This is a genomic window from Pseudoalteromonas pernae (genome assembly GCF_039831865.1).
GTDB classification, from domain to species: Bacteria; Pseudomonadota; Gammaproteobacteria; order Enterobacterales; family Alteromonadaceae; genus Pseudoalteromonas; species Pseudoalteromonas pernae.
Genome location: NZ_JBDODM010000002.1, coordinates 190903 through 212598, shown reverse-complemented (window position 1 = coordinate 212598; position 21696 = coordinate 190903). Strand labels below are relative to the sequence as shown.

Genomic DNA, 21696 nt, shown 5'->3' with positions numbered 1-21696 from the left:
TTTAGTCCTCCTTAAGCGCAAGCTGCGTCATAGGAGTCTGTGCTGGCTCATCATCAAGGCGAAGCTGCATGCCTTGGGTCGGATAATCAAGTGCAGACGTGATGATTTGCTGGCCGTCATCAAGACCATGAGTCACATATGACATACCATCTTGCTCACGAATTACCTCCAGTGAGCTAAATGTGAGTTTTATTTCATCATCAATGAGGGCGATGCGATCATCACGAATAAGGTAGCTTGGTACAATAGCAGCATTAGTCACATGCTTACCTGTGATAGACGCATTGGTGTATGCGCCGAAGCGTAATGGCTCGCTTTGCTCGTAAGGCGAATCAACATAGGCAACGAGGTAAGTCATGCGTGAGCGTTTATCAACAACACCTTCATTGCGTACAATTTTGCCGTGCCATGTACGTACTTTGCCCGCAACTTCGCTGGTTAATGCTACGTCTGCACCGATACCGCCATCGACTAAATATTGTAGGTCATGGTTAGCAACGGGTAAGCGCACTTTAGCAATGCTGATGGCATCAATTTGACCAAGCATGTTGCCCGGATTCACCACACTACCCAAGCTGACTTTCTTCGCGGTAACGAGCGCATCATAGGGCGCTTTGATGTAGGTGCGCTCTAAATTGCGATTTGCTCTTTTAACCTGCGCTTGTGCGGCTTTAAATTTGGCGAGCTTTTCTGCGAGCTGTGGTTTGCGTAAGTAAAGTTCTGAAGGAATGACGGCATTGGCGTTATCTTTAATACGCTGCCATTCAGTTTTTGCTACATGTGCTTGGGCTTGTTCGATTTCCAATGCGGATTGCGCTTGGGCGAGTCCAGCTTGCGCTTCAATAAGTGCTGCTTCGTAATCATTTGGGTCGATGCGTACCAGTACGTCTCCCTCTTTGACGAAACCGCCTTTCACGAAGTGTTCTGAAATAGATACCACCTGTCCGGACACTTGAGCAACAAGTTCGGTTTGCTCTTGTGCCATGACTTCACCGTATGAGTTCACCTTCATTGTGACGTCAGTGAGTCTGACTGGCGTTACCTCCACGAGAGGAGCTACCGTTTCTTGTTGTTTTTGCTGTGGTGGTTTTTTCATTGCGCTTAAGGCCACAAATAGACCCCCAGCGATAACCAAAACACCTATTGGTAGAAATATTTGTTTTTTGCTAGCCACAATGTAGCTCCCTGTATATATCGATGACAGGCTAATACTAGCGACTATGATGTTTACAGGTATGTGCAACATGTAACAAAGGATGTAATGTGTTAAAATGCGCCTCTTATTTGATTTTGGGGTGGGTTTATGGATTGTCGTCTCGGTTGCGGCGCATGCTGCATTGCACCTAGTATTTCCAGTGCTATTCCAGGGATGCCAAATGGCAAAAAGGCGGGGGAGCGTTGCATTCAATTAGACACAAATAATTTATGTAAATTATTTGGAATGCCTTCAAGACCGGAGGTGTGTTCTCAATTTAGTGCCACAGAAGATGTGTGTGGCAGCAACGATGCCCAAGCAATGTGGCGCATAACTCAACTAGAGGCTCTTACTTAAGTGTTTCAATAAGAGCCTCAAAGTCGCTTGCTAATTATTGATTAGCTTGTGGCGGATAATGGCTCAGGATTTCAGCTACTGATTCACGAATTACAACTTCACGCTCTGTTGGCGATTGGTTCTTCTTCAAGCGACCTTCTTTAGCTCCACGCCACACAAGTTGGTTCGATTCTTTATCAATTACGTCCAACACCAAAGTACCCACTTCGTATTCGCGAGTCGTTGTTTGAACGTTGTAGCCAATACCCCAATAGTCCCAACGCGCGCTGTAGCCACTAGAAAAAGTATCAACATCGACCTTCGTTTCTACTGATGCATGGTAATTAATAAGTACATCCGCTTGTGCAGCATCAACCAGTTGCATACCTTTGGCTGCCAGTTCATCATTGACGGCTTGCTGTACACGGCGTTCCATCAGTTCACTAATTTGGTAATTTGCAGTGCCCTTCGTTAAGCTGGCATTTGGGAACCAAGCAAAGGTTTTGTATTCAGAGAAATTGACTGATTTGTCATAATCATAATCAGGGGTTGAGCTGCAAGCGCTCAACAGCATTAACATGCCTGCTGCAAGTAACTTTTTCATCGATTGCTCCTTAATGTGTAAGTGATAGCAAGTTTCTTGTACTGTCAATAACATACCATAGTTCCTCTAATTAGACAGACTAGTTCCTTTATACGCACTGAAAAAGTTATTTGGTCTGCTCAGTTGCTTAGAGAAAATAATTTAAAGCTAATTCCTATTTTCTATGTTAGTCTAGGATTGCTTTGAGTTAATGCGTTTAATGTGACGGTTTTGTGCGGCTTACGCTGTATGTGTGACTATTTTGCCGATGTGCCATTAGTCCTGTACCTGACCCTTGCGGCAGCGACACTGGCTCAGGGAGGATAGTGCCTAGTAATAGGCGAATGGTAAAATTGACTTACAGGAACAATTTAGTATGTCAGAACAAGTAAACGGTAAAGTAAAGTTTTTCAATGAATCAAAAGGCTTTGGCTTTATCGAGCAAGAAAATGGCCCAGACGTATTCGTACACTTCAGCGCGATCAATGGTTCAGGCTTCCGCACTCTAAGCGAAGGCCAACAGGTTTCTTTCGGCATCAAGCAAGGCCAGAAAGGACCAGAAGCGGAAAACGTAACTCCGGTTTAATTCCTTATTCATTCTCTTTAAGAGTGAATACGAGTGGAGCTGTTTAGGCTTCACTCTTTCCTTCCCCAAATATCTTCGATTTATTATTCTTTTTGTAAATGATTGTATAAAACAATTATTTTGATATATCTGCCAACATCATTTATTATTTTATCTCCACATTCGATATTATATAAGAGATCACAGTGAGAGAAATCAGAGCATTTGCCAAATCGGCAACTATTAATGAGTTAGAAAAAGCAATTAATATTCTGAACACTGCGCTCGATAATCAGCAACAGCAAGAAAAAGCGAAACAGGAAGTTCTCGATCTGATGAAGGAAAAAGGGCTCAGTGTGGATGATATTGTTGATGTGAAACAAGATAAACGTACGAAGGTTGAGCCTAAGTACCGCAGAGAATTTCAAGGTAAAGTTGTGGAGTGGTCAGGCCGTGGCAAACGCCCTAAAGCCTTCCAAGATGTCGACCTCACAAAGTTCCTTGCTAAGTAATCAAATGGTCCAGCAATGGACCATTATTATTTTGGGTGTCAGAAGTGTATACACTCAGAGACTATCAACAACAAGCCGTAGACAATACCCTCGCGCATTTTCGTAAATGCCAACGCTCAGCCGTGATTGTATTACCCACTGGTGCAGGCAAGAGTTTAGTGATTGCTGAGCTTGCACGGTTAGCAAGATTTCCCATATTAGTATTAACTCATGTTAAAGAGCTGGTGGAGCAAAATGCCGACAAGTTCAAAAATATGGGTCTAACTCCTGGAATATATTCCGCTGGTTTAAATGAAAAGAACCTTTTAGAGCAAGTCACCTTCGCAAGTATTCAATCACTTGCCCGTAATATAGATGGATTAGAGCGGGTTTATTCATTGATTATCATAGATGAGTGTCATCGTGTTAGTAATGAAAAAGACAGTCAATATGCTCAAGTAATCAAACAACTTCAAAAGAATAACCCCACTCTCAAAGTACTGGGGTTAACAGCGACGCCATACAGGTTGAATACGGGGTGGGTTTATCACCGGCATTATCATGGTTATGTGCGCGGCCAAGAAGATGCGCCTTTTAGTGATTGTATTTTTGAATTGCCGTTACGTTACCTAATCAATAAAGGTTTTCTGACGCCGCCAAAGATGGTGGATGCCGCGGTTGAGCACTATGATTTTTCTGCCTTGCTTGGCGGCGGTGGGCGTCCAACCGAAGGTGACTTAAATGCCTTGTTGACGAACTCCACCCGTGCGACAAAAGCCATTATTAACGATGTGGTTAGCCAAGCTCAGACCCGCAAAGGGGTGATGATATTCGCCGCAACGGTAGCGCACGCTCATGAGATTTATTCATATCTTCCAGAGGGCGACGCAGAGGTTATTATCGGCGACACCGCCAGTGCGCAACGCGATAAAATTATCAATGAGTTTAAACAGCGAGCATTTAAGTATTTAGTTAATGTTTCTGTTTTAACTACGGGTTTTGATGCTCCCCATGTTGATTTCATCGCTATATTACGCCCAACGGAATCGGTGAGTCTGTACCAACAGATAGTTGGAAGAGGGCTGCGCCTAGACAAAGGTAAGACAGATTGCTTGGTGGTCGACTACGCGGGTAATGGCTTCGATTTACACCATCCAGAAGTAGGCACTAAACGCCCAGATCCAAACAGCGAGCCTGTACAAGTAGAGTGTCCAGGATGTGGTTTTGCTAATCTGTTTTGGGGCAAAAAGGACGCACAAGGACAGGTCATTGAGCATTACGGCAGACGATGCCAAGGATTATTAGAGGATGATGAACAAAGCCAACAGTGTGATTTTCGTTTTAAATTCAAAGAATGCCCAAGTTGTTTTGAGGAAAATGATATCGCTGCGCGACAATGTCACCATTGCCATGTGCAACTTGTGGACCCCGATGATAAATTGCGCAAGGCACTGAATCTGAAAGAGGCGTTGGTGCTGAGGTGCAGTGGCCTTAGCTGTGATGTGACGGCAACGGGCAAACTTAAAATGACCTACCATGATGAAGATGGCGCGACAGTTGATGAATTTTTTGATTTAACAAACCCTAAAGTCAACGCGGTCTTTAACAAAATATATAGCAAGCGTCATACAGCGGCAGATATCAACCGATGGCACAGCGCTGAGCAAGTCATTGCACATCAGCATTTACTTAATTGGCCAGATTTTGTTATTGCAAAAAAGTCGAAAAAGTATGGTTGGCAAGTCAGTGATAAACTATTCGATTATCAGGGCAGTTATAGAAGGGCTAACACCGAATACTGACCAAAATAGGTGGGCGAGGTGAGACTTTCACATCAGCCTCACCGAGAGATTGTGCCTTGCGCTTAGTCTTGGGCGTTGTCGTCTAAAATGCCCCAGCCGTCACCATAGCCATTGTGTTTGTCGGCTAGGCTTTCTAAATAGGCTTCCATATTTCCTATCAATTCATACTCAGGCACCATGCTTAAGCTTGCCTTAACCTCAAATACGCCTGTGTCTGGACAAACATTTAATTCAGTTTGCGGTGACACTTCTGCACCATCGAGTGCTTTAATGTAGGATTGAGCATGCGCTTCTTGCTCGAAAAGTAAAAAGAAATCAACAGTATGGATAACCGTTAAGTCCACACCTTGGGCGTGCATTTCTTGCAGTATTTGACCTGTTTCGTCATCGGGGAATTGCATGGTTTATCTCTTAAATTCACTTGTAGTTGGATTGTCTAATATCTTGATACAAATAAAAAGTCACACAGTTGAAAAATTTCTCTCAGATTGGTGAATGGGTACGCTCAAGGGTGATAAACTTATTTAAGATGTTGCGTGTTTTGGAAATTTTCAGGGAGAGCCATAGTCAATTATGAGCGCTCATAAGCTAATAAGGAAATTCGTAAGTTGTCTTTAGCTTCTTCGTTAGGCATTGTTCTGGCCTTGTTTATGTATTCTGGCTCTGTTTTTGCGGCGTGGACCAGCACGACTGCAAATAGCCAGCAGCCTCGGGTTATTTCCGGTTATACAATTCAAGGGATTGACGGCGATGTCGAAAAAAATGTTGGTATCTACTTAAGTCAACTAACCGGTGAGCAACCGTCGAGGCAATTAAAGCGCTATGCCACAGAACAAGTTTTGTTGAGTCTCAGAGCACTTGGCTATTATCACGCTGACGTTGATTTATACCTTGAAGACAATACCCAGACTCCTCGGGTGGTGGCAAAAATCATCCCCGGAAAGCCAGTGCGCATTAATTCAATTAGTTACTCCCTTATCGGCGCGGGTGAGCAAGATGAGCAGCTTACTAGTGTGATAGAGCAATTACCTTTGAAGCAGGGCGACGTGCTCAATCATGGCAATTATGAAAAGGCGAAAAGTAAGCTCGACTCGCAACTCCTAGAGATGGGGTATTTTGATAGTAAATGGACTGCTTCAAGTTTGTCTGTCAATCGTGCACGCTATAGTGCCGATATCGTTATGCAAATAGAAACAGGGCAACGATACCACTTCGGGCCTTTGAATATCAGTACAGATACGCCAGCGTCTAATTACATCCATTCCTTGTCTCACTTCAAAACCGGGGAACCTTACAGTGCCACCAAAGTATCCGAGTTTAATCTAGCACTGACGCAAACACCTTACTTCTCCAGCGTCCGAGTTTATGCAGATATCGCACAACGGGGTAATTTGGAAGTCCCGATCCGTGTCGAAGTGCTACACAAGCCGACTAATAGTTATGAAGTTGGCGGTGGCTTTTCCACCGATTTGGGGCCAAAAGTCAGGTTTAAATGGTCTCGGCCATGGCTCGGAACGGATGGGCATTATATAGAAAGTAATTTCAATATCTCTGAACCACAGCAAGACATCAGTTTGTCTTACACAGTCCCTGTTGATGACCCAATTGATGATATTTGGCGATTTAGTGTGGGTTATAAGCTAGAGGACAATGAAGATACGGAAATTTATACAAAAACTTTAACAGGGCTATTAGAGCGCCAGTGGAAGGTTGGTGATGATTGGATCCGCACCGTGTTTCTGCGTCGAGAATTCGAAGAGTTCCGTATCGGTGAAGCCGAACAAAAGACTAAGATGTTGTTACCCGGAGTGAGCTTTGCTCGGCAATATTCAAAGGGCGGCACAACGCCTTATTGGGGCAAGCAGTGGCTGATCAGTGCGGAAGTCGGTGCTGACTCTGTGGCCTCATCGACCAATATTGTGCGCTTGCAAATGCAATACGCTTGGCTCGACACTTTCTTTGATAAGCATATGTTATTTAGCAAAATTAATCTCGGGGCAATGTACGTTGATAACATTAACGAAGTGCCTGTGTCTTTGCGTTTTTATGCAGGTGGGGATCAGAGTGTGCGTGGCTTCAAATATGAGTCTATCTCTCCAGAAGTGCAGGGGTTGAAGATTGGTGGTAAATATTTGGTTGCAGGCACAGTTGAATACAATTACCAATTCGCAACGAAGTGGCGCTCGGCGTTTTTTGTCGATGCTGGTACCGCAACCAATGATTTTTCTGAAGATCTCTCAGTAGGTGTAGGTGTGGGTATTCGTTACTTAACGCCGGTTGGGCCTATACGTTTAGATTGTGCTTGGGCTGTGTCTGAGTCAGATAACCCTGCCCGTTTGAGTATTACAGTGGGACCTGAAATATGAAAAGAGTCTTACTGCTGAGCATTAAAGTCTTGGTTGGCCTTGTTTTTACATTGGCAATCATAGTCAGTTTGCTGTTGTTTACTGCACCCGGAAATAAAGCAATTGCAGCATTAGCCAATAAATTTGTTGATGGATTAGAAATCGCGCTGCCCCAGGGGCGCTTTTTAAGCAACGATCCTTTCGATATTCGCTTTTCAAATCCTGCTATTAGCTTTCAGGCGCAGGCACTCCAGTTAGACTTTACTTACTTTGGCTGCGAAGGTTTTTGCTTTGACAACCTTGCTGCGCAAAAAATTGATATTGTTCTTGGTGCAAAAGAGCCTCAACAACGGCCAGAGCTTGCACAAAAGCAGCCCAAAAAGTCACTTACGTTGCCGGACATCCGTATACAGCAAATTTCAATAGCGCAGATAAACGCTGAAGTGGCAGGTAATAAGATTACAGTCATGCAGTTAGATACGGCCGCAGCGATTGAATCACAAACTATTAATATTGATAAGCTATCGGTGAATAGCGTGACTGCTCAGCTAGCGCAAAAAGTGAAGGAGAATACAAAGCTTGAAGCGCTACCTGTGCTGCCTTCTATTGAAATGGCGCTGGACATCAATGTACGTGCTCCTGACATTCATATTGCACAAATTCATGTGTTACAAGGACAGCAAAAGCAATTTATCGAAGGGCTACAACTGGGATTAACTTTCGCTGATAACGCGTTGGACATAGAGTCTCTCATGCTCGATTATCACCTGCCCAACTCTGATGAAACAGCTAAGCTTGATACCCGAGCCTATTTCGCGTTGTTCGACAATAACGAACTCGCTGTTGATGCAGACTTGCAAGCGTTAGGTGAGCATATGCAACTGCAACTCAGTGGTAGCTTAAGCAAACTTCAGTTTGAACTCGTTAATCAGGGGCAATTTTCAGGTGTACTCAGCGGTAATGTGCAACCGCGAACACAGGATTGGCCATTTACACTTCAGGCACAACAACAGTTGTGGCAATGGCAGGTGAATAATCGCACCATGACCCTGTCCAATATGACTTTAAGTGCATCGGGTAATACACAAGACTATGAGCTTGCATTGCAAGCACAGTCGCAATTAGGTGCGTTCCCGCAAGTTGATAGTTCGGTGCTTGCTAAGGGAGATTTACATCACATCAATATTGTCCCCGCGGCCATTAAAGCCCGAGATAGCAGTGCGCAAGTGAATGCCCAAATCAGTTGGCAAGAAGGCATTCATGCCGATTTTGACGCCAAACTAGCGCAATTACACAGTGAATACTTTACCGATAAGGTGACAAGTAATTTGTCTGGCAATATCACTGGTTCTTTTAGTGTCGATGCGCAAAAGCAATGGAAGGTGCTAATCACCCCATCCCATATTGACGGAACGCTCGATGGTATGGAGTTAGCTTTCGCTGCCGATCTCAAAATTGATAGTACACTTGAGACGCAGATCAACCAGTTGTTAATTAAGCAGGGTCTAAATGTCGTCAGTGTTCAAGGGCAAGTTAATGATAATTGGCAACTTGATGGCCAGGTAAACTTATCGAAAGAAACAGCGCTACTCGGAGCATTCAAAACGCAGGGTGAAGCGAGCTTTTCGGTACGTGGAGACAAGCGCGCGCCGAAATTGGTTCTAGATGCGCAATTAAATGATCTTTCCACTCAAGCAGCCACATTCAGTAGCGCCAATATCTCGTTGCAAGGCCAATACGGCGACACTATTGAGTATGATTTGTCGGCCCAAGTTTCTGGGGTGGAAGCAAAAGGTCAATATATTAAGGAACTTGTGTTTCAGTCTTATGGCTCAAATGAGGTCCAGCAAACTTCGGCCAAAATCGTTTCAGAACTCGGTGCAATCGAAACGGCGATGGTCAGTGAAATTTCACCAAACTCAAAGAACGTTAAATTACGCGTAGAGCAATTTGATGCCAGTATTCAAGAGCAAGAGATAACCTTGACTAACGCGACCACCTTTACGCTAGATCTTGCAAAACAAGTACTTGGCTTTGAACAAACGTGCTTACAAGGTGAGGCGATAGATTTTTGTGTCGCGCCAAGCCAGTTGAGTAAAGAAGCCGGCGAAATTAATGCGCAACTTAATCACCTCTATCTGGATGCCTTTTCGCCTTTGATTAAGGCCCCTTTGAAAGTCAAAGGCATGGCGGATGGCCATGCTAAGTTACATTGGCAAACCGGTACCAAATTGATCATTGATGCGGCTGTCAATACCAATGAACTCGAAGCAAGCCTGACTCAGGGTCAAAAGCAGCTGAGGTATCCTATTGAGAAGTTTTCAATTAAGTTGCTCAGTGATACTCAACTTGCCGATGCCAGCGTAGTGATGCGTTCTTCCACTTTGGGTAACTTAAATGCCAATGTCAAAGTGGACGACGTAATGGACCAGCAAACGATGCAAGGGCAGATCATCTTAGCGGATGTTCAACTAGCCAAGTATGGGAACCTGGCACCACAGTTGAAGGCGCTACAAGGCGAGCTTAAAGCAGACATTAAAATCAGTGGCAAACTACAGCAGCCTGATATTTCTGGGCAAATTTCCGCAACGGGAATAGCCTTAGAGGGGGAGGCGGTCCCTGTTTCACTAGCAAATACAAGTGTTGTGGCCACACTGGACGGTGACAGCGTTAAAGTCGAAGGCAATTTGTTTACCCCAGATGGTGGTGAGCTGTCTATTGACGGTTCTGGCGTTTGGTTGGGCGCTAACCCCACTCTGGAAATTGCATTAAAAGGCAATAAATTTACTGTGGTACCGCAGCAATCTATCACTGTCGCATTCTCCCCGGATATGCGTATTTCTCTTGATGCAAATAAGGTCGTCATTGATGGCGAAGTGGAAGTGCCGTACGCCCGAATTAAAATCAAAGAACTTCCTAAAGGTGCGGTCAAAGTGAGTGCCGATGAAATCATCGTAGATGCGCCCGCACGTGAAACCAAAGTGCCTTTCGCGTATAGCGCCAAAGTAAAAGTGAAAGTAACTGATGACGTCTATATTGACTCGTTTGGTTTACGTTCGCATGTGCAAGGGGATGTAATCATTACCGCCAGTAATGACAGCCACCCACTTGCTGTAGGTGAATTAAAGCTAGTGGATGGTAAATATCGCGCCTTCGGCCAAGATTTAATCATTCGCACAGGTCAAGTTGGCTTTAGCGGTATGCTGAAAAAACCTTATCTGAATGTTCGGGCGATCCGTAATCCGGACAATACTGCGAATGGGGTTATTGCAGGTATCGAATTAACTGGAAGTGTTGAACAGCCAGAATTGCACGTTTTTTCAGAGCCAGCAATGGATAAATCTCAGGCGCTTTCCTATGTGCTCAATGGGCAACCTTTGAGTGACGGTGATGGCAACAGTGATGCGTTACTTACTCAGATATTGCTGGCCCAGGGGATGAACCGCTCCGAGGGAGTGGTCTCTAAAGTCGGTGAGGCATTCGGTTTGAGTGATGTGGCCTTGAACTCAAGTGGTAGTGGAGATGATACAAAAGTGGAAATCTCTGGCTACATAGCACCTGGCATTCAAGTTAAATACAGCGTGGGTGTATTTGAGTCGTTCAGCGAAATTGCCGTGCGTTATCAAGTGTTGCAAAAGCTCTATATCGAGGTGACAAGTGGCCTGCATCAAACATTGGATGTTCTATATCGATTTGATGTTGATTAGTAAATGTTTATGGGCATGTGCCAGCTCCCTGCAAAGAAAAATAACGAGAACAATAATGGAATTAACAACATGATAAAAAAATCTATCGCACTCGCATTGGCCACCATGATCGCCTGTGCCCACGCTACTGACAGCAAGGTTGCAGCGTTATCTCCCACGCAAATAATAGATTCAGCGCCAGCTGAAGATTGGCGCTTTGTTGCGCCCGAGAATATGCTGGTACTGACGTTACCCACAGGGCAGGTATTGATGGAAATGAATACCCGATTGACTCCGGCACATCATCACAGATTGACTGAGCTCGCAGCTAAGCATTTCTACAAAGACCTCAGCATGTATCGCTTTGTTGAAGGCTTTGTTGCCCAAGGCGGCGCGGGTGAGGAGACAACTCAAGTGCCAACGTTACAGCAGGAATTTGTAAAGCATACAGATAAGCGGCTGGCGCTTGATATCGTGGTGAATGAGCAAGATGGTTATGCAGCTAGAAGCGGCTTTTTAGATGGCTTCGCCGTGGCGCAAAATGCGCAAGGCACGCAAACATGGCAAACGCATTGTATCGGCGCACTGGGAATGGCTCGAGGAAATGAAATTGACAGTGGTACTAGCGAGTTTTACGTCGTTATCGGTCACGCTCCTCGATATTTAGACCGTAACATTACTGTTTTTGGCCGAGTGTTAGCAGGGATGGAACATCTCCAACGCTTGCAACGCCCTGGCTCAACTGACAAACCTTTCAATAAGATCACTGACATGGTGCTGGCAAGTCAGTTACCAGTAGAACAACAACCGCAAGTGAAGGTGATGCGCACCGACTCTGATAGTTTTGCTGCACTTGTTGAAGCGCGTAAAAACCGCCCAGAGTCATGGTTTGTAACAACGCCCAATTACATCGACACCTGCGCTATGCAGGTGCCAACAATTACTGGCGGTTAATACGTACGTTAAATGAAATATGGTCGTTATGCGTTGAGCGGTATGGGTTAATGTCTAAGCCGCCTCGGCGCGTATAGCGCGCGTAAACGTCCAGCTCTTGCGGTTTGGCAAGAGCCATAATATCGCTAAAAATGCGCTCGACACACTGTTCATGAAACTCGTTGTGAGAACGAAATGAGATGACATAACGCAACAATGATTCATGGTCAATCTCAGGCCCTTTGTAGCGGATCACCACGCTAGCCCAATCAGGTTGAGAGGTGATCAAACAGTTCGACTTTAGTAAATGGCTGTAAAGCGTCTGTTCAACCACTTGCGCGTCATCAGTCGTTTTTAATAGTTGCGGCTGTAAGTCGTAATCTGACACTTCAATATCCAGCGTGTCGATGCAAGTGCCTGGTAGGGGAGTTGCAGCAAATAAAGCTACATCATCAGGCCCATAAAGTCTGACCACCACATTTGCCTTCACGGCCTCACTTAAATCGCGAGTGAGGATTTCACGCACTGATTCTGAGCTCTCAAAGCGCGACTGGTTAAAACTGTTGAGATAGAGCTTAAATGACTTTGACTCAATAATGCTTGGGCTTTGGCAAGGGAAGAGAAATTCAGCCACCGCAACTTGAGGCTTTCCTTTATTATTGAGCCAAGACAACTCGTAACCAGTCCATAAATCTTCGCCTTTAAAGGGAAGGTGTTGCTCATCAATGCCTAAATCATCGCGATTGAGTTTGCGAGCAATCGGATACAATAAGCTGGCGTCGTAATTGTCTTTGTATTCAGTTGTTTTGCCGAGCAAGCTGGCTTTCAACTCGGGCGCGTTACGGTAGTCTGTCATGATGCATCAAATCTAGTTACAATGGCGACATTATAACTAATTTCCTCAGGGCATGCATGAGTGTAAAGGCACAACTTCAAAGCGCATTACAAGCGCATATTGACCAGCATCGAGCGCAATTCAATACCAATCCAATGGCGTACATCGACCCAGAGTCACCTAGCCCAGCGGCGATTGCGGGCAGTGAAAATGATGAACAAGTGCAATGGCAGATTTATGAGCGCAGCGATGGCGCAACATTAACTGATTTAGCCACGGCGCTAGAGGTAACCTTTCCAGCGCAGTTAGATGAATTATTTTGTTCTTTTTACAGTGGTAATCTGCCAGCGAAAGTGGATGGACACGACATTGAGTTGCTATTGCCATGGAACCAAGACGACTTTGTACGCTTGCAGCAAAATATCACGGGTCATGTGTTGATGAAGCGTCGCCTAAAGCAGCAGGACACCGTGTTTATTGGTCTCACTGACCAAGATGATCTCCTACTCAGTGTTAGATTGAGTGATGGAGCAGTTTGTTTGGAATATGTCGGTAAAGAAACGCATCACGTGCTGGCACCGAGTATTTGTGCGTTATTTGATATCTTAGACGTGCAGTAAATACAAAAACGATAGCCTATTAATTCCGTGATAGGCTATCGACATTGGCTATGGATGGCACCAATGCCTAACTACTTATTGATGATCCCAAGAGATATTTGACACCAACTCACACGCATCACATTTGAAATCGAATAGCCCAAACCAAGGCTCATCGAGTAACCAATCTCCGCCACAGCTCGGACACGGGCGCAGTTTCTCCTGAGCCAAGCTCTCACCGCCAACGCGGTATAAATAATAATAAACAGGCTTTTTGGTAAGAAAGCGAATGCGTTTGCTTAAATCTAAACCCCTTCTCGTCAGTGAGCTATCGAGTAGACACAATTCGTCCAGCGCTGCAAACTCAGCCTTGGTAGCGCCATTAATTTGCAATTGATCGCAGGCTTGCCAATCTTCTTGCCACTTGATGAGCGTTTTATAATCACCATTAGCAATCGCAGGGATTTTATAAAGTGGGACGGGGAGGAAATCATCCCCGCAATACAAGGGACTACAGGTATGCAAATAGGTAGTGTATAGAATGTAGCTACTGGGCTCATGACAATTATCAGCGCTGTTGGCGTGAATATCTTGGCCGACAATTTTGACTTTTGGAGCTAACAACCCAGCCTCATTGAGTTTGTTAATTGCAAATTTAACGAAAGGGCTGTGATTTAGTGGGTGAAGAGAGTCCTCTTCAGGGCACATTATACGTGTAAGGAAGTACCCATCTTTGAGTACAGTAGGAAATTCGTCGCCGATAATCTGACCATTGGCTCGCAAGGCCACAACCATCTGGTTTATGGCCTGCTCAGCGGTATCTAATTGGGTGTCTTGGTAACAGTCAAAGGTTAAATCGGCAACAAACATTCTTAATTCTTGGCTTCGAGTAAAGCCAATAGTTTATCAAGTTTTTCTTCAATGCGGTCTAGTTGTGAAGACTTTTGTTCAACAGCAACTGTAGCAGGCTCCGCAACCATGTGTTTAAAAGCTTCAGGATTGGTTTTGTATTGGCTCACGGCAGCAATAATCATTGGCATAGGTACTGGTTCGCTGAGCATCGCTTTGGTTAGTGCAACTGTAGGGGTTTTGTTTTGAGCTAACAGAGCTTTTATTGCTTCAAACACCACGGAGTTCATTGTGCTAGGTCCTCTTTGAGAAAAATCGACGCATTATAAAGATGAGCTCGCAGCAGTGCGAGCAAAATAACGAACTTGGAGGCTAAGTTCTAATGCGCTCAGTTTAGATTAATCTAGCTGAACCCCAACTGTCCTGTGACGTCTCCGAGGCGTTGTCTTATAAGGGCTAAGGCCAACTTTGATGGACGATACCACTGGCCCCGAAGCAGGCCTAATGCAAGTTACCGCTAACAACTGTTTAAACAACAGAGGGTTAGTGTCTTAGTTGCGCATCGAGAATATCGATTAGCTCACACCAATCAGCATCTTCTGCGAGTGATTCTTGTATAAAATGTTTTTGAGACTCTGTCCAAAAAGGGGCGTCTGCCAGCTGCACCGATGCACTGAGTTTGTGATTACTTACAAACTGTTCAATTTGATTGTCACTGCTTGGTAATCCTAATTGTGCAAACAGGGTGTTTAAAGTGTGCTTTGAGGTATCCATAGTGTTTCTCAATTTTGCTGATAACAACTATGGTTAAATATAGAACAACAATGATAACAAGGAAATACTATGTCTTTAGCTGTTGATTACAGTGTGAAATACCTCTCTCCAGAAGATCTCAATGTAGCTGCTAGTCTAATTTATCAAGCCTATCACGATGACCCTTTGATGCAGGAGTTACTTAAAGCAGATAAAGACTCCCAACAACAATATGAGAAAAAATTAAGGGCTTTGATCCGCGAAGAGTTGCACACCTTCTGGCAAGCGAAGCAACCTTTGATTGGACTCTTTGACGGTGAGTCCTTACAGGCGATTGCCTGCGTTTTTTCTTCTGACGCATCAATGCAGGCGCAGCGCTATTGGCATTGGCGATTAAAACTTATGATGAGCGCAGGTTACCTTACGACTCAGCAACTTATCGATAAAGAACAGACTATACGTAATGCACTGCAAACTATGGGTCATTACCTTTTTGTGGCATTTATCGCTGTATCACCTCATCATCAGCGTAAAGGATTAGGGCACTACCTGCTCAATAGTTTGGATACCCTTGTAAAAGAAGACAATGAAGCATCGGGAATTGCGGTTTTCGTGACGCAAGCGACACATCAAGATTTCTTTGCCAGTCATGGATTTGAGGTTCTGCAAAGCCTGCAATTTAGCAAAGTCAGTGGTGAGCTTCTATTCAAACACAGGCCTGCAGCGAATATTCAAGAAGCAGGGAATGGCTAATAGGGAAATTCCCTTGTGAGATATATCGCACATTGTTGTGGGGTAATGTACCAATTTACTCGCGGTAAATTGATGTGCTTAAAGTCAACCTGATGTATTTAAAGGGTTTATTTTTATTACACCAGTATTACAGCAAAAAAGATTGAATTTTGATGGCTGCAAACACCGCTAATTTCCCTAATATATTAACTGTCAGGAAGACATTGATGCAGGATGCACATCGCCAAGGAAAGGAAGAAGGCGAAAACAGCAAGGCAATGCTGGAATAGGAAAGGAATAGACGGTAAAGGCATACCGTTCAGGGATTGGAGCACAGGAAGTGCAGGGAAGGCTGGAAGCCTAGGAATAGCCAAGGTGGCAAGAGGACACTTCAGGATGAAGCAGGACTTAGTGCAAGGAACGCAGTCGGTTAACTAGGGTAATCGAACCAGGATGGTATAAGGGAAGACGCAAGTCAGCGATTACGGATATCGCACAGGGATGGAATAGATTAGGGCGTGACTTGGTCACGCCTTAGTTTTATTCGTTACATTCTGTACGGTGGAATGTCTTTGCTGTACAAGCGCTCATTGTCCATATGCAGCAAGCCCTTATATAAGCTCTCACCATCACTCGAAAACTCGAACTGGTATGTGCTGCGAACACCAAGCTTACCATTTCGTAAGATACCCAAACGCCATTTCAGGCAGGCAACGCTTACTAATTGAACTCCCAACTGTTCACATTGGTGCTGTGCATGTATCTGCGCTCTCTCCGCAAGTTTACGACGGTACCAAAATAAGCTGATCACACCCGCGACCAGCATCAACATCCACAAAGTAACCACTACGAGAATAAGCTCCCAATTGCACGCGAAAGATGCTCTGAGCGCTCTTCGCTTCGTAACATACCCAAAACATGAGGGCGAAGTGTATCAATTGCAACTAAGTCTGCGAATATACTTGCGAAAATAGGCTGTTCATTGACCACGCGAGCACTATTTTCCATGAATGTGGCTAGGCGCTCAGGAGACTGTAAATGTTGCCACAGTCGCCCAGCAATGACTTGGCAAATATCGGCATCAATAGCCAGTGGTGAGGCAAGGACAGCATCGACTGCTTGAGCACCAATTCCTACAGCAGAAGTGCAGCTAAGAGCGCGAAGGTTATCAATTAATGATATTTTATCAGTCTGCGCGATACTGTTTTTAACTGCCTGCGCTAACTTTTCCGCGACAGCAGTGCTCACAGGAATATTTTCTAATTGAGCAGCAAGTGGCTGGCGAACTTGCGCAGGCAAGTTATCCCAAGCGTTAAGCAAAGCTACTTCATTATCGGCATGTTCAAGACGTGCAGCAAAGTCAGCTAAGCCCTGAACTGCAATGCTTTGCCACTGATGCCAACCTAGTTTGCCGCTCATGTATAGCTGCGTGTGCTCGTAATATTGCGAAGCACCTTGGTGCAATTCGACCTTAATCTGGGCGTTGAAGGCTGCCCTTTTGTTGGCATTAGGTGTAAACACGTAGGGGTTATTATCGAGTTTGCTTTGCTCTTCTTCGCTTCCCAATAATTGAGTTCCGATAGCTTCTAGCACCATGTTGGCAAAGTGATCTCGGCTAGCGGCTACCAATTTACTTTGCTCATCTAGTGGTAGCTTGAGAAACCATACATAGGGTTCGGTCGACGCTTTTGGATCCCAGAACTGGATAGCCAGTAAAGCATGCTGTGCCAATGGATAAGGGTAGGGGCGTGTGGTTGATTCGATGTCTGCGAAAGTGGCCTTATCAATTTTTTGCACGCGACGACCAATGTCGTAGACGCGCCAAGTCGTGCCAGCAGCATCAAGTAGCTCTGCTAATGTTGCAATATTTGCAGTCATGCACTGCTCCTTAAAATAAAATTCCGCAAATTATAGGCATATTGCGCTCTCAACCCAAGGGAAATGGTATTATGCACACAGGAAAATTACATCTATACCGCTATGTACGAGAACATCATTAATTTACTAGACGAACTGGAGTTGCAGTTAAAGGCGCATCAACTTTGGCAACACGAGCCTATTGATGCTGTGCTGTTGCTCTCACAGCAGCCATTTTGTATCGACACATTGCAATTTGAACAGTGGTTGCAATTCGTTTTTATCGTGAAAATGCATGAACTTATTAAGTCTCAACAGTCATTGCCCAGTAGTATAGCACTGACGCCTATGGCTGAAGTGACATGGAAAGATCGCTATCAAGATGTTCAAAGGGTGGTTTACTCGATAGACAAGCTACTTGCAGAGGACTCATGACGCAATTAGATAAAGAAGTCCCTGTACAAAAAGCTGAACTTCCAGAGTTAGAAATCTTATATCGCGATGAGCATTTTATTGCCATTAACAAGCCTTCGGGATTATTAGTGCATCGTTCTTTTTTGGATAAGCACGAAACTCAGTTTGCTGTGCAGATGCTCAGAGACCAAATAGGTCAGCATGTCTTTCCATTACATCGGTTGGACAGACCGACATCTGGTGTGTTGTTATTTGCGCTGAGCAGCGATGCAGCTCGTGATGCTGGGTCTTTATTTAGTGACAATAAAATCAGCAAACGCTATCTTGCATTAACTCGCGGTTTTGCTCCTGAACAGCTATTTATCGACAAGCCATTAAAAGAAAAGCACGATAAAATTGCGGATAAGTTTGCCGATAACAATAAACCGCCGCAAGAAGCACAAACTGACATTCGCTGCCTATTCCAAGCCAGCTTACCTATCGCCGTTGGAAAGTTTCCTAGCGTTCGCTATTCGTTGGTGGAATGTTGGCCAAAAACGGGGAGAAAGCACCAGATTAGGCGTCATCTCAATGGAATTAACCACCCCATACTCAATGATGTTAATCATGGTGACAATACCCAAAATCACTTCTTTGCTGAGCATTTTGCTTGTGCTCGGTTAATGCTGTTTGCATCAGATGTGTACTTTATGCATCCTTATACCAATCAAACTATTCATATCCACGCTTCGTTGGGTGAGCAAGCGTTGTCTATATTTGAGACTCTCGGTTGGCCCAATGAGGAAAGCGATTACTTTGCTAAGGAAGATTAATGCCTACAACGAGTATTTTTTATGGAAGCGTCTATGGCGCAGCAGAACGGCTTGCAGAAACTGTCTGTGAGAAGCTTACTGCTATGGGTCATAGCGCAAAGCTGATTGATAATCCGCAGGTTGAAGATGTCGCGACAGCAGAGCAAATCTTAGTGATCACCTCCACCACAGGGCAAGGTGACCTTCCTGATAATTTGTTACCTTTATTCCTTGGGTTACAAAATCAATTTCCTTTGTTAACAGGGAAGCCGTGTGCGGTGATTGCTATGGGCGACAGCAGTTATGGTGATACCTTCTGCGGTGCAGGCAAACAATTTGAAGAACTGTTAATTGAATTACAAGGGCGCATTGTACAACCGCGTTTAGATATTGATGCTATGGTTGATTTTGATCCCGAGCCGGTGGCTCTTCCTTGGGTAGAAAAGCTGGCCGAACAATTATAAGCAACAAAAAAGCGCTCCTAAGAGCGCTTTTTAATGATTCGATTTGTCACTAACCGCGTTTGACATCGACGATTAGCTTGAGCTTTTGACCCGGCTGCAAGTACTTTTTACTGTCGAGCTTATTCCACTTGCGAATATCACTGACTTTCAGGCCGAATTGTGACGCAATGCGTGATAATGAGTCACCTTTTCTCACTTTATAAGTAATCGTACGATTGACGTTTTGCACCACATTATTGGTGGTTGTTTGGCGAATTTTTAACTTTTGCCCCAAACGTAATACGGCGCTGTCTTTTAAGTTATTCCAGGCTTTAAGTTGCGCGACCGTGACATCGTACTCTCTACTCAAATCCCAAAGAGTATCTCCGGACTTTACCGTGTGGCTTCGCGTTACACTGGTTTTATCATTGAGTACCAAGCGAAGTTTATCTGGCAAATGCGCAGCTGCCTTGTCTGACAATGGCACCATCAAGGTTTGGCCAACACGAATGTTTGTCGAATCAAGCGTATTCAAACGTTTAATCGCGTCAATGCTAGTGTTGTGTTTACTGGCGATAACAGAAAGGCTATCTCCTGATTGCACTTTGTATTCTTTCCAGCGTAGGCGGTCTTTGAGTTGAGCATTTGCTAGCCGTTGCTCAAAGCGCTCAACACTGTCCAGCGGTAACAACAAATGATGCGGGCCATCAGGCGCACTGGCCCAGCGGTTGAATGCTGGGTTGAGGCGGTATAATTCAGCCAAGGAAATCCCAGCCATCTCAGCAGCAAGCTCTAAGTCGATTTGTGACCCTGCGTCGACACGCTCTATTACCTGCGCATTAACAATTTTATTCCACGTCACGCCAAATTCTTCGTGGCGTTTAAGTAAATCAGCTAGTGCCAGAAGCTTAGGCACATAGGCGGTGGTTTCTTTTGGTAAGTCCAAAGACCAAAAGTCGGTGGGCAGGTGCTTAGCTCGGTTTTTCTTGATCGCACGCATCACTCTGCCTTCACCCGAGTTATACGCTGCAATCGCGTTTAACCAATCACCGTCCAGAGTTTTGTGTAAGTATGACAAGTAATCCAGCGCTGCGCGCGTCGATTCACTGATATCTCGGCGACCGTCATACCACCAGTTTTGCTGCAAACCAAAACGCTTTCCTGTTTGCGGCATAAACTGCCAGATACCACTAGCGCTGCGATGTGAATAGCCGTAAGGGTCAAAAGCACTTTCGACGATAGGCAAAAGCGCTATTTCGATTGGGATTTGCCTTTTCTCCACTTCTTCAACGATGAAGTAAAGGTACGGCTCCGCACGCTTCGAAATACGATCCAAGTACGCTTGATGACGCGCATAATAATTGCGCTCAGTCACCACTGGGCGGTTTTGCGGTACTTTTATAGATAATTGATAACGGATGCGATCCCACACGTCGTCAAAGACTGGGATCTCATCGGTTTCTTCTACGACCTGCTCATCGGCTAAAAGGTCTAATGTCAGCGCATCATTTATTTCTTGCGGGCTCGCACTGTTGAGCACTAGCTCATTTGTTTGCTCAGTGGTGTTAGTTGTTGTTTGACAACCACTTAGAAGCACACAAAAAAGCGCAGCTAGGCAACTTAACTTGTTCATGAACCGTTAATCTTAAAAAAAACTGCGCGCATACTAGCAAAAATTTCTTAGCTTCGACAATTTTTGCTCAATTTTGTTGCTAAAAGTCGTCTTTCCACCTTCTTAAGGCTGCGAACTTTGACTCAGCTTCTTCGTCGTTCGGCCGCTGATGAGGAGGGAAGGTTTGCAGTGATATTTCTTGAGGGCGTAAAAATGGGTTTATACGCTTTTCCAGGCCAATCGTACTTGGTAGTGTGATAAGGTCCTGTGCCCTTAATTCATTCACTTTTTCGGTATAGGCTTGAACATCGTCGTTCGTTCGTTGGCAGGCACTGGCGAAGCGCATATTTGCTTGAGTGTATTCATGGGTGCAGTAGACCAAGGTGTTCTCGTCAAGCGAGCTGAGTTTTTGCAACGAGTGCCACATTTGTGTTGGGGTTCCTTCAAATAATCTCCCACAGCCGCCACTGAACAGAGTATCCCCGCAAAAAATGAAACCATCCCCCACGTAGCAAATGTGGTCCAGTGTGTGCCCTGGTGTTTCCAGAACAGTGAAGTCGTAACCTATGATATTGATTGAGTCGCCTTCACTGAGCGCTGATTCAATACCCTCAAACGGACAGTCTTTAGGCCCGAACACGGTGATATCTGGAAACTGCAGTTTTAACTGAGCCACGCCAGTTGTGTGATCCCAATGATGGTGGGTAATTAGAATGCCAGCGAGGGTTTTATTATTTTCTTGCAAATACGCTAGCACTGGCTCTGCTTGGCCCGGGTCGACTACCACAACGCGATTGTCATCTGCGCTGCTAAGTGCCCATATGTAATTATCTGAATATGCTTTGATAGGCTCTACTTGCGCCATAGTGATTTGC

The 21696-nt window shown here is 44.8% G+C and carries 23 protein-coding genes; 12 read left to right on the top strand and 11 right to left on the bottom strand.

Annotated elements, in window-relative coordinates; genetic code table 11:
* Position 1 precedes the first annotated feature (1 nt).
* The gene (locus tag V1358_RS05075) at positions 2–1174 is read right to left on the bottom strand and encodes an efflux RND transporter periplasmic adaptor subunit (protein ID WP_347390889.1); all 1173 of its coding nucleotides are present in this window, start codon (positions 1172–1174) and stop codon (positions 2–4) included.
* Between the two features lie 129 nt (positions 1175–1303).
* Here V1358_RS05075 and V1358_RS05070 point away from each other — a divergent pair, with 129 nt between their 5' ends.
* On the top strand, positions 1304–1552 hold the full coding sequence (locus V1358_RS05070) for a YkgJ family cysteine cluster protein (RefSeq protein WP_347390888.1): 249 nt from the start codon (positions 1304–1306) through the stop codon (positions 1550–1552).
* Positions 1553–1586: 34 nt separating this feature from the next.
* Here the strand turns inward: V1358_RS05070 and V1358_RS05065 are convergent, their stop codons facing one another.
* Positions 1587–2135 carry a DUF4136 domain-containing protein gene (locus V1358_RS05065; RefSeq protein ID WP_347392810.1) on the bottom strand — a complete coding sequence of 183 codons (549 nt, stop codon included), beginning with the start codon at positions 2133–2135 and terminating at the stop codon, positions 1587–1589.
* A 355-nt stretch (positions 2136–2490) separates the two neighbouring features.
* Between V1358_RS05065 and V1358_RS05060 the strand changes: the two genes are divergently transcribed.
* From V1358_RS05060 to radD, 3 genes are all read left to right on the top strand, one after another.
* A complete protein-coding gene (locus V1358_RS05060) occupies positions 2491–2700 on the top strand; it encodes a cold-shock protein (protein ID WP_347390886.1) in 210 nt (69 codons plus the stop codon).
* A gap of 185 nt (positions 2701–2885) precedes the next feature.
* Positions 2886–3191: an H-NS family histone-like protein gene (locus tag V1358_RS05055; protein WP_347392809.1), complete on the top strand. Its 306-nt coding sequence runs from the start codon at positions 2886–2888 to the stop codon at positions 3189–3191.
* A gap of 44 nt (positions 3192–3235) precedes the next feature.
* Positions 3236–4972, top strand: coding sequence for a DNA repair helicase RadD (gene radD, locus V1358_RS05050; RefSeq protein WP_347392808.1), 1737 nt, complete (start codon positions 3236–3238; stop codon positions 4970–4972).
* 62 nt (positions 4973–5034) lie between these two features.
* Here the strand turns inward: radD and V1358_RS05045 are convergent, their stop codons facing one another.
* Positions 5035–5373 carry a ribonuclease E inhibitor RraB gene (locus V1358_RS05045; protein WP_347392807.1) on the bottom strand — a complete coding sequence of 113 codons (339 nt, stop codon included), beginning with the start codon at positions 5371–5373 and terminating at the stop codon, positions 5035–5037.
* Between the two features lie 207 nt (positions 5374–5580).
* Between V1358_RS05045 and V1358_RS05040 the strand changes: the two genes are divergently transcribed.
* The 3 genes from V1358_RS05040 to V1358_RS05030 all read left to right on the top strand — a co-directional run bounded on the left by V1358_RS05040 (position 5581) and on the right by V1358_RS05030 (position 11957).
* Positions 5581–7338 carry an autotransporter assembly complex protein TamA gene (locus V1358_RS05040; protein WP_347392806.1) on the top strand — a complete coding sequence of 586 codons (1758 nt, stop codon included), beginning with the start codon at positions 5581–5583 and terminating at the stop codon, positions 7336–7338.
* Positions 7335–11024, top strand: coding sequence for an autotransporter assembly complex protein TamB (tamB, locus tag V1358_RS05035; protein WP_347392805.1), 3690 nt, complete (start codon positions 7335–7337; stop codon positions 11022–11024). Before V1358_RS05040 ends, tamB begins: the two co-directional genes overlap by 4 nt.
* A 69-nt stretch (positions 11025–11093) precedes the next feature.
* Positions 11094–11957 (top strand): peptidylprolyl isomerase, encoded by an 864-nt coding sequence (locus V1358_RS05030; protein ID WP_347392804.1) that lies wholly within the window; start codon positions 11094–11096, stop codon positions 11955–11957.
* On the opposite strand, the gene queF is transcribed toward V1358_RS05030, so the two are convergent.
* Positions 11944–12792 carry an NADPH-dependent 7-cyano-7-deazaguanine reductase QueF gene (gene queF / locus V1358_RS05025; protein WP_347392803.1) on the bottom strand — a complete coding sequence of 283 codons (849 nt, stop codon included), beginning with the start codon at positions 12790–12792 and terminating at the stop codon, positions 11944–11946. The genes V1358_RS05030 and queF overlap by 14 nt on opposite strands.
* Before the next feature lie 56 nt (positions 12793–12848).
* On the opposite strand from queF, the gene syd reads away from it, so the two are divergent.
* Entirely contained in the window at positions 12849–13391 is a 543-nt protein-coding gene (gene syd / locus V1358_RS05020; protein WP_347390878.1) for a SecY-interacting protein, read from the top strand.
* 75 nt (positions 13392–13466) lie between these two features.
* On the opposite strand, the gene V1358_RS05015 is transcribed toward syd, so the two are convergent.
* The 3 genes from V1358_RS05015 to V1358_RS05005 form a co-directional block, all read right to left on the bottom strand.
* Complete coding sequence (locus V1358_RS05015; RefSeq protein WP_347392802.1) at positions 13467–14240, bottom strand: Zn-ribbon-containing protein; 774 nt, start codon at positions 14238–14240, stop codon at positions 13467–13469.
* Positions 14241–14242: 2 nt separating this feature from the next.
* A complete protein-coding gene (locus V1358_RS05010; protein WP_347390876.1) occupies positions 14243–14509 on the bottom strand; it encodes a hypothetical protein in 267 nt (88 codons plus the stop codon).
* Between the two features lie 253 nt (positions 14510–14762).
* Positions 14763–14993, bottom strand: coding sequence for a DUF2789 domain-containing protein (locus V1358_RS05005; protein ID WP_347390875.1), 231 nt, complete (start codon positions 14991–14993; stop codon positions 14763–14765).
* Positions 14994–15062: 69 nt separating this feature from the next.
* Here V1358_RS05005 and V1358_RS05000 point away from each other — a divergent pair, with 69 nt between their 5' ends.
* Complete coding sequence (locus tag V1358_RS05000; RefSeq protein ID WP_347392801.1) at positions 15063–15725, top strand: GNAT family N-acetyltransferase; 663 nt, start codon at positions 15063–15065, stop codon at positions 15723–15725.
* Between the two features lie 526 nt (positions 15726–16251).
* On the opposite strand, the gene V1358_RS04995 is transcribed toward V1358_RS05000, so the two are convergent.
* Both V1358_RS04995 and V1358_RS04990 read right to left on the bottom strand, forming a co-directional pair.
* Complete coding sequence (locus V1358_RS04995) at positions 16252–16551, bottom strand: DUF3301 domain-containing protein (RefSeq protein ID WP_347390873.1); 300 nt, start codon at positions 16549–16551, stop codon at positions 16252–16254.
* A complete protein-coding gene (locus V1358_RS04990; protein WP_347392800.1) occupies positions 16551–17582 on the bottom strand; it encodes a DUF3549 family protein in 1032 nt (343 codons plus the stop codon). Before V1358_RS04990 ends, V1358_RS04995 begins: the two co-directional genes overlap by 1 nt.
* Positions 17583–17645: 63 nt before the next feature.
* On the opposite strand from V1358_RS04990, the gene V1358_RS04985 reads away from it, so the two are divergent.
* Genes V1358_RS04985 through V1358_RS04975 form a run of 3 tightly spaced genes read left to right on the top strand, consistent with a single transcriptional unit; the run spans position 17646 to position 19230 of the window.
* On the top strand, positions 17646–17996 hold the full coding sequence (locus tag V1358_RS04985; protein WP_347392799.1) for a YqcC family protein: 351 nt from the start codon (positions 17646–17648) through the stop codon (positions 17994–17996).
* Complete coding sequence (gene truC / locus V1358_RS04980) at positions 17993–18787, top strand: tRNA pseudouridine(65) synthase TruC (RefSeq protein ID WP_347392798.1); 795 nt, start codon at positions 17993–17995, stop codon at positions 18785–18787. The genes V1358_RS04985 and truC overlap by 4 nt, the downstream gene beginning before the upstream one ends.
* Positions 18787–19230, top strand: coding sequence for a flavodoxin domain-containing protein (locus tag V1358_RS04975; RefSeq protein ID WP_347390869.1), 444 nt, complete (start codon positions 18787–18789; stop codon positions 19228–19230). The genes truC and V1358_RS04975 overlap by 1 nt, the downstream gene beginning before the upstream one ends.
* 49 nt (positions 19231–19279) lie before the next feature.
* Here V1358_RS04975 and V1358_RS04970 read toward each other — a convergent pair whose 3' ends face one another.
* Positions 19280–20842, bottom strand: a complete 1563-nt coding sequence (locus tag V1358_RS04970) for a LysM peptidoglycan-binding domain-containing protein (RefSeq protein WP_347392797.1) — start codon at positions 20840–20842, stop codon at positions 19280–19282.
* Positions 20843–20921: 79 nt separating this feature from the next.
* Positions 20922–21686, bottom strand: a complete 765-nt coding sequence (gene gloB, locus V1358_RS04965; RefSeq protein WP_347390867.1) for a hydroxyacylglutathione hydrolase — start codon at positions 21684–21686, stop codon at positions 20922–20924.
* Between the last annotated feature and the right edge of the window lie 10 nt (positions 21687–21696).